This is a genomic window from Bacillus sp. V3-13 (genome assembly GCF_002860165.1).
Lineage (GTDB): Bacteria > Bacillota > Bacilli > Bacillales > Cytobacillaceae > Bacillus_BJ.
Window position 1 is genome coordinate 1 of record NZ_PGUZ01000080.1, and the last position, 6,992, is coordinate 6,992.

General features: G+C 35.2%; 8 protein-coding genes. All 8 read right to left on the bottom strand.

Translation table 11 applies throughout. The features are described 5' to 3' along the window. Nucleotides 1-140: 140 nt before the first annotated feature. Nucleotides 141-1,340: an ABC transporter permease gene (locus CU633_RS21105; RefSeq protein ID WP_101662531.1), complete on the bottom strand. Its 1,200-nt coding sequence runs from the start codon at nt 1,338-1,340 to the stop codon at nt 141-143. After that, nucleotides 1,340-2,017 carry an ABC transporter ATP-binding protein gene (locus CU633_RS21110; protein ID WP_101662532.1) on the bottom strand — a complete coding sequence of 226 codons (678 nt, stop codon included), beginning with the start codon at nt 2,015-2,017 and terminating at the stop codon, nt 1,340-1,342. The genes CU633_RS21105 and CU633_RS21110 overlap by 1 nt, the downstream gene beginning before the upstream one ends. Continuing rightward, the gene (locus tag CU633_RS21115) at nt 2,014-3,243 is read right to left on the bottom strand and encodes an efflux RND transporter periplasmic adaptor subunit (RefSeq protein ID WP_101662533.1); all 1,230 of its coding nucleotides are present in this window, start codon (nt 3,241-3,243) and stop codon (nt 2,014-2,016) included. Before CU633_RS21115 ends, CU633_RS21110 begins: the two co-directional genes overlap by 4 nt. Before the next feature lie 67 nt (nt 3,244-3,310). After that, nucleotides 3,311-3,865: a hypothetical protein gene (locus CU633_RS21120; RefSeq protein ID WP_101662534.1), complete on the bottom strand. Its 555-nt coding sequence runs from the start codon at nt 3,863-3,865 to the stop codon at nt 3,311-3,313. An 11-nt stretch (nt 3,866-3,876) separates the two neighbouring features. After that, nucleotides 3,877-4,371: a stage II sporulation protein M gene (locus CU633_RS21125; protein ID WP_180955064.1), complete on the bottom strand. Its 495-nt coding sequence runs from the start codon at nt 4,369-4,371 to the stop codon at nt 3,877-3,879. A gap of 13 nt (nt 4,372-4,384) precedes the next feature. Beyond that, nucleotides 4,385-5,038, bottom strand: a complete 654-nt coding sequence (locus tag CU633_RS21130; RefSeq protein WP_101662536.1) for an ATP-binding cassette domain-containing protein — start codon at nt 5,036-5,038, stop codon at nt 4,385-4,387. Further along, nucleotides 5,022-6,587 carry a hypothetical protein gene (locus CU633_RS21135; RefSeq protein ID WP_101662537.1) on the bottom strand — a complete coding sequence of 522 codons (1,566 nt, stop codon included), beginning with the start codon at nt 6,585-6,587 and terminating at the stop codon, nt 5,022-5,024. Before CU633_RS21135 ends, CU633_RS21130 begins: the two co-directional genes overlap by 17 nt. Before the next feature lie 67 nt (nt 6,588-6,654). Beyond that, nucleotides 6,655-6,858 (bottom strand): hypothetical protein, encoded by a 204-nt coding sequence (locus CU633_RS21140; protein WP_101662538.1) that lies wholly within the window; start codon nt 6,856-6,858, stop codon nt 6,655-6,657. Nucleotides 6,859-6,992 lie beyond the last annotated feature (134 nt).

Consider the following 6,992-nt stretch of genomic DNA (forward strand, 5'->3'; position numbering starts at 1 on the left):
CAAAGGGATGTCATTCTTATTTTTAGAAACTTTTCAAAACAAGTCACAAACCGACAATTTTTATGACAGTTTTTTTACAAGACTCAAGTTAATTAGTAAAACCCAGTCAGGGGTCCACCCATTTCTTTTTCCAATCCCTTTTATTCGTAACGCAACGCATCGATTGGCTCAAGCTTTGCAGCTCTATTTGCCGGAATCACTCCGAAAAAAATGCCAAGTCCCATCGAGAACAATACACCCACAGCTATAACAGGACCTGATATTAGTGAAGGCCATTTTGCAAATGTAGATACAATATAAGCACCACCTACACCAAGAACAATGCCAATTATTCCACCAATTGACGTAATCATCATTGCTTCAATCAGAAATTGCAGCAATATCTTTGCTCTAGTGGCACCTAGTGCTTTTCGTATACCAATTTCTCTTGTCCGCTCTGTTACAGAAACAAGCATAATGTTCATAACACCAATACCACCAACTAACAAGGAAATGCTTGCGATTCCACCTATGATGAAGGTCATAACTTTTGTCAAAGAAGAAATACTCTTTTGAATTTCTTCAAGGTTCATAACTTCATACTTCCCCTGTAAATCCTGTGGTTTTGTATCGTTTAGTATGATTGCAGCCTTTTTTCCAGCAGGTTCAATCATATCTGCATCCTTTGCTTGAAGTTTAACGGATTGGATATTATCTGTTCCATATAAAACTGGCCATAATGATATGGGTAACAGAATTTCCGGCAGCCCAAACTCGAACATATCCTGATCCACTTTATAAACACCAACCACCTGAAAAGGCTGCCCTTTAATTTCCAAAATTTCACCGACCGCGTTACTTTGATAAAAGAAATCGTCGGCTGCCTTCTCATTAATCATAATGAATTGGTTCGACTGGGAAAAATCACCCTCATGCAACTTTCTCCCTGAAACTACATTAATAGAATTCACCAAAAAATAACTATTTGTTATCCCATAGATTTGAGTCCCAATACTCTTTTCACCTGCAAAAAGGGTTTCCATCGAATTATTTGTGGGAATTACCTGTGCTACTTCAGGAATATTTTTCAGTTGAATTAAGTTTTCTTGAGAAAACGCGGGTGTCTGATCGAATGGCATCTCTATTGAGTTTTCACTTTCAGGTATGAAGCTAATATCCATTGTATTGTTTCCATTACCTGCAAACTGGGATTTTAATGCTGCTTCTCCTCCCTGTCCGATAGCAACCACCGTAATAATGGATCCCACGCCAATAATAATTCCAAGCATGGTAAGGGCGGAACGCAGTTTATGCGCAAGAATCGAAGAAAAGGCAATTTTCATGCTGTCCAATAAACTCATTACATTCCTCTCCGATCCTGCTTGATTTGCCCATCTCTTAATAAAATACAACGGGAGGAATAAGCTGCCACCGCGTCCTCATGTGTAACCATTATGATAGTTGTACTTTCATTATGCAAATGTGTAAAAACATCTAAAATCTGTTCTCCAGATTTTGAATCCAGAGCACCTGTAGGTTCGTCAGCCAAGATAAATTTGGGCCTACTGACAATGGAACGTGCAATAGCAACACGCTGCTTTTGTCCGCCGGAGAGCTGAGTTGGAAAATGATTCACCCATTCTCTTAGTCCCACCTTCGCCAATGCCTCCAAGGCTTGGTCACGCCTCTCTTTTTTCCGAACACCACCGTAAATCAAAGGTAATTCTACATTTTCCACTGCAGTTAATCTTGGGAGTAAATGAAAGTGTTGAAAAACAAAACCTATGTATTTATTTCGAATCCGTGCAATTTGTGCTTCACCAGCATCCTGTACATCTACATTATTCAGTATGTACGAACCTGCGGTGGGACGGTCCAGACACCCAATGATATTCATTAACGTTGATTTCCCTGATCCTGATGGCCCCATGATGGACACGAATTCACCATATTCAATGTCAATATTGATATCATGAAGTACAGGCACTTCAATTAATCCTTGTTTATAAGTTTTGGAGATATTTTTCAAACTGATCATTTCAATTTCACTTCCATCACTTCTTGAACCTTTGATGAAGGACTGTCGACAACCTTGTCATTTAGCGCAAGACCTTCTAACACTTCAATCCACTCACTGTCGCCCACTCCGGTTTTTACCTCTTGTTTTCTAAGCCTCGCGCCGTTGAGTACATATACAAATAGGGAATCTTCACTTTGTACTATACTGCTTCTTGGTACCGCACGAATTGTCGTTTGGGGCAACTCTACCTGAATAGAAACATGGTAACCTGAAGCCAACCCTTTTTGATCTGCCAACGACGCTTTGAAGGTGTAGTAGGAAATATTTTGAGTTGTCTGCCCAGGTGTAGATATTTCATTTGAACCGACATCTTCGGAAATCGGATATTCACTGACTTCTGTGATTTCTCCCTTCCAAGTTGTATCAGTATTGGCTTTAGAACTAACTGTGATTGGCTGTTTTTGCTTAATGTGGAACTTTTGCAGTTCGGATAATGTACCTTCAATATGGAGGTCACCTTGAGCTATAATTTGCACAATCGGCGTTCCAAAAGTATCCGATGTGTGTGTTGAGCCTTGAAATGTATCCTTGTCTACCCTTTGTACAATACCATCTATTGTACTATATACAATTAAACCGTCCTTTTTCCTTTGTAATTCATCAGCCTGAACTTTGTTTTTCTGTATTTCAAGCTCGGTTGTTCTTTGTTGGTACTGGACATCTTTCAATTGTGCTTCTAGTTCAGTTATAGTCTGCTGATATTGAGATACTTGTAACTGTGATTGCAATGGATCTATGTCCTTTTTCTTGATTTCATTTTTTTGCTGGTCTATCTGTTTTCTTAATGAATCTATTTTTCCTTGATTTTGTTCATACTGGACGCTGGCAATCTTCTTATCAATTTCCAACTGCTTGATTTCAGCATCAAGATCGGGGTTATCATACGAGAAGAGCTTTTGACCTGTGCTTACAGTTTGCCCTTCTTCTACAAAAAATTCTTTCACTATTCCTTTCGTGGAATCAAGATAAAATGACTCTTTTTTTCCAGGAACTACAACACCAGAAATAAGCTTAGTGTTGCTAATCTGTTTATTTGTAACACTAGCCAGTTTCAAGTTATTCACATTATTAAGATCTTTATTTTTTATAATAGCCACATTCACAGCTACAGCAGCTAATATAAACGCAATCACTCCAAAGAAGACCCATTTCTTTTTTGGATTATTTATCTGTTCTGGATGCATAGCACTTTTTTCCCTTCCCGGTTGTTATAACCAAATTCATGTCCGCAACTCTATCCCGACACGCCACTTAATAAATTATCAACATAATAACGCCTGGAATACATGTAACCAATACATAAACTAAGCTTAACTTTATCCATTCAACTAATTTGGCAGGAAGAATCTTTTTTTCATATAAAAAATAACAAATGATAACGGGTTTCACTAAAAAGTTGACAGGTGAAAACATAGTAATGTTCTTTAATGTATCTATGTCTTGTGTTGTTGGTAAAAGAAGCAATGACATGATTATATTAATAAACAACACACATAGAGTGGCTAGCATAACCGGTTGTGTAAATTCTCTTAATTGCAGCCGTTTTTTGTAAAAAAAGTAGACAGCCATATAAACCAATATCACTTCCATTCCAATTGTCGCGATCAAGATAAAAAGTTGAAATATAAATGAAATAACTAGCATTAATATTTCAAGATTTTTTATATCCTCACCAAATTTCGTTAAAAATTCCCCATACTCCGGAATGATCTCTGGAATATAAGATATTTGAATATAACAAGATGCTAAAAGGGCTATAATTAGGGTACTTATTAAAGGAATCCCCCGGAAATTCTCTAATTTCATGTTGTATCACCTCACATTATTTTGGGAGTAACAAAAGCTTCGATAGCTGCTGCAACAACAGTTAATATTAAGATTACAATAAAAATGCCTGCTGTTTTTCTAATCGCTACCGTATTTATTGTCTTGTTTTTTACCATCCCGATTAGTTTCCATGGTATATAGATCCCTAAAGATATTGATAGAATCATCGCTGGAATCTCGAAGATCCCGTGGAGTAAAAACATGCTGATTACATTGCTGACAGATTCTTCTGTAAGCAATGTTGCAGTGATAAATCCCATGGAAAAGAAATTTATAAACATATACGTTAACGAATAAATACCTAAAGTTATACTCCCTAGAAGGATCGAGATGAACTGTGCCCTTGAATTATGTAATAACAGTGCTGTGAATCCAAAGTTTTCATCTATAGGCTCTCTTTCCAAATTCGTTGGAAAAAACAAGCCTAAAACATATAACAAGGCAGCAATACTAGTGACAACTAGCACAATTTTGTTAAACTTCATTATCATTACCTACTCACTTTTGATATATATATATTTCTTGGCACCCATTAATTTTGATATTGTGAGTAACTATATCATTTACCTCTTTTTCTTCAGAGTGGGTGGAAAACATGACAATGGCTCCAGTTGAAGATACATACTCTTTGATGAAATTTAGCACTTTCCCCATAGATACTCGATCAAAGTTTACGAATGGTTCATCAATTAATACTAACTTTGGGGAGTTTATGAAGGCAGTGATAACAGCAACTTTTTGTTTTGTCCCTAAGGATAGGTTCTTGATCAAAATCGATTTAAAGTCTGAAAGCTCTAATTCCAGCAGCATTTTATATGCAAATTCTTTAGCCTTTTTTTCATCTGAATCTGAAAGGGATATCACTAAGTCAATCATTTCTAGAACCGTAAGATAGTCATACAAAAAAGGGTCATTTGGTATTAAGGTGGTAATTTTAATAAAATCTTCATAATTGTTCTTTAAACTAATTCCTTCTAATAAAATGTCTCCTTGAAATTTAGAAATGCCACCAATTATATTTAACAGCGTTGTTTTTCCAATTCCGTTTTTCCCTGTTATAGTAACGATTGAATTAGAAGGTATTTCTAAATCAATGTGATCGAAAACCTTCGTATCAGAATATTCCTTGTGTAACTCACATAGATGCAGCATTGTTTCCCTCCTTAGATAAAGAAAAGTAGATTTTAGCAATACAGAATAGAAGAAGTACACAGATGTAAATTAAAGTACTGATATATGCATAAAGAAGTTCAGATTGAGCAAGGGTTAGTGATACTACCGGTATTGCATAGAAAATCGGAATCCCAAATACAATAAAATTTTCGGTAGATTTCGAGGTAAGAACTGGAGCTTCAATCATTTTAATTTCCTCATAACTGAATTTTCCCACATTAAAAATTCTTGTCACAAGAATTGCAACTACAATTATAAACACGAGCAAATAGCTAACAAATGCTAAGAATATATTTAATGGCTTATATAATAAAAGTACTGTCAGGAAAGGTAGCAGCAGTATAAATAATTGAGAAAATGTTGTGACGATTGTATATTTGTAAAAATACTTTTTACATTGGAATTTCTTTAGAAGATAATATGTTGTCCTTGTAAAGTTTTTTTGTAATAATTCGTCGTACAAATAATATGTAATCAACAAATTAAAGATGGCAGGACTATAACAGAACAATAAAATAGTTAAAGTTAATGGCATTTTGTCGTTTTGAATAAAAAAAGGATAAAGCAGCACAATAGTACTTGTAGCTAATAGACTACCAGCTCTTATGTATGATAGTTTTTTCTTAGAATCAAATCCCCTCAATAATAAACGCTGATATACATCCTTTTTGTTAAAAAGCTTATGAAAACCATCCTCTTTTAGAACTATAACAGCGGGAGTCACTTTCTTTGTTTTCAATATATAAAAAATAAAGAAAAAACTCGAGGTAACCCCCCCTACCGACAATGAAATTAGTATAATAACTTTTATTCCAATAACTGGGTTTCCTCTATTGAGAAAATAGTTCGATAATGCGGTTGCATCAAATGGGAATAGTTCTCTAATATTAAGAGAATTCAATAACGTAGTAATCAACGCTGTCAAAATTACTACCAAAGATCCCTTAACCATGCGATCATACAGCCGGGTTATTTTTATGATTAAAAACGTTAAACCCAGCAGATAATTTAATAATACAAACAGGATACCTATGCATATTACCCATATTGATTGGTTTACAAATGTGAATAAAAGGACTACTGATAATAAATATGTAAAGCTAGAATAAACAAATGTACTATGTAATAACTCGTGACTAAGCTTTTGAATGATATAAACGTGCTCCTTCCTTTTTGGTAGAAGCCTTAATACAAATTCAAAGTCTTTTTTAAGAAATCCAATTTGGGAGTCCCCATACTTTGAATGTATTAATAGAATTGTATGAATGATATTTATAACTCCGCTAAAAAGGATACCTTCAACTATGTTGGTGGAATAGAGGGACCCAATGATTGTATAAAGAACCAGCAAGAACAAAATGGGAACAACTATTAATCCTTTGGCGGACTTTAGTAAAAAGCCTATAATTTTATTTCTATCATTCTCCAAAAAAATATCAAGGAAGCTTTTATACATCAGATACAGGCTATCTTTGCTTCTTCTGTCAGCAATTAATCTAATATATTTAAAATAACGTGTATTTCTCACTTTTTATCTCACCCGCTTTGAAGAAGAGCGCGGAAATAAAACTAGCAATTCCCGCACTCTTCCAACCTTAAAGTTGAATTGCAGCATATTTTCCTAAAGACCATGCAAGTTTTTGAATGGTGTAGCGGTAGGCTATTATTGCTGCTGCCGCGCCGATACCAATTCCAGTTAGTGCCATCAGAATACTGATATAGCTCGCATAGTCAAGAACTGCAAAAACCGCACTTGCAGCAGCAAAACCCAGACCTGTTAACTTCATAATTTGGTTCATTTTCTCTAGTCCCTCCTTCCCTATTTTTTTTAAAATAACAGCGTAAAATCACAAACTAATCCCAAAAAGGAAAAAGGTTAATTGTAAAATCAAATGCAACACCATAAAAATAGAAAAGCCATAGTGAAACCGTG

Excerpts from the sequence above, each read along its gene's own strand:
- CU633_RS21105 (WP_101662531.1), bottom strand. The coding sequence starts at position 1,340 with ATGAGTTTATTGGACAGCATGAAAATTGCCTTTTCTTCGATTCTTGCG.
- CU633_RS21110 (WP_101662532.1), bottom strand. The coding sequence starts at position 2,017 with ATGATCAGTTTGAAAAATATCTCCAAAACTTATAAACAAGGATTAATT.
- CU633_RS21115 (WP_101662533.1), bottom strand. The coding sequence starts at position 3,243 with ATGCATCCAGAACAGATAAATAATCCAAAAAAGAAATGGGTCTTCTTT.
- CU633_RS21120 (WP_101662534.1), bottom strand. The coding sequence starts at position 3,865 with ATGAAATTAGAGAATTTCCGGGGGATTCCTTTAATAAGTACCCTAATT.
- CU633_RS21125 (WP_180955064.1), bottom strand. The coding sequence starts at position 4,371 with ATGAAGTTTAACAAAATTGTGCTAGTTGTCACTAGTATTGCTGCCTTG.
- CU633_RS21130 (WP_101662536.1), bottom strand. The coding sequence starts at position 5,038 with ATGCTGCATCTATGTGAGTTACACAAGGAATATTCTGATACGAAGGTT.
- CU633_RS21140 (WP_101662538.1), bottom strand. The coding sequence starts at position 6,858 with ATGAACCAAATTATGAAGTTAACAGGTCTGGGTTTTGCTGCTGCAAGT.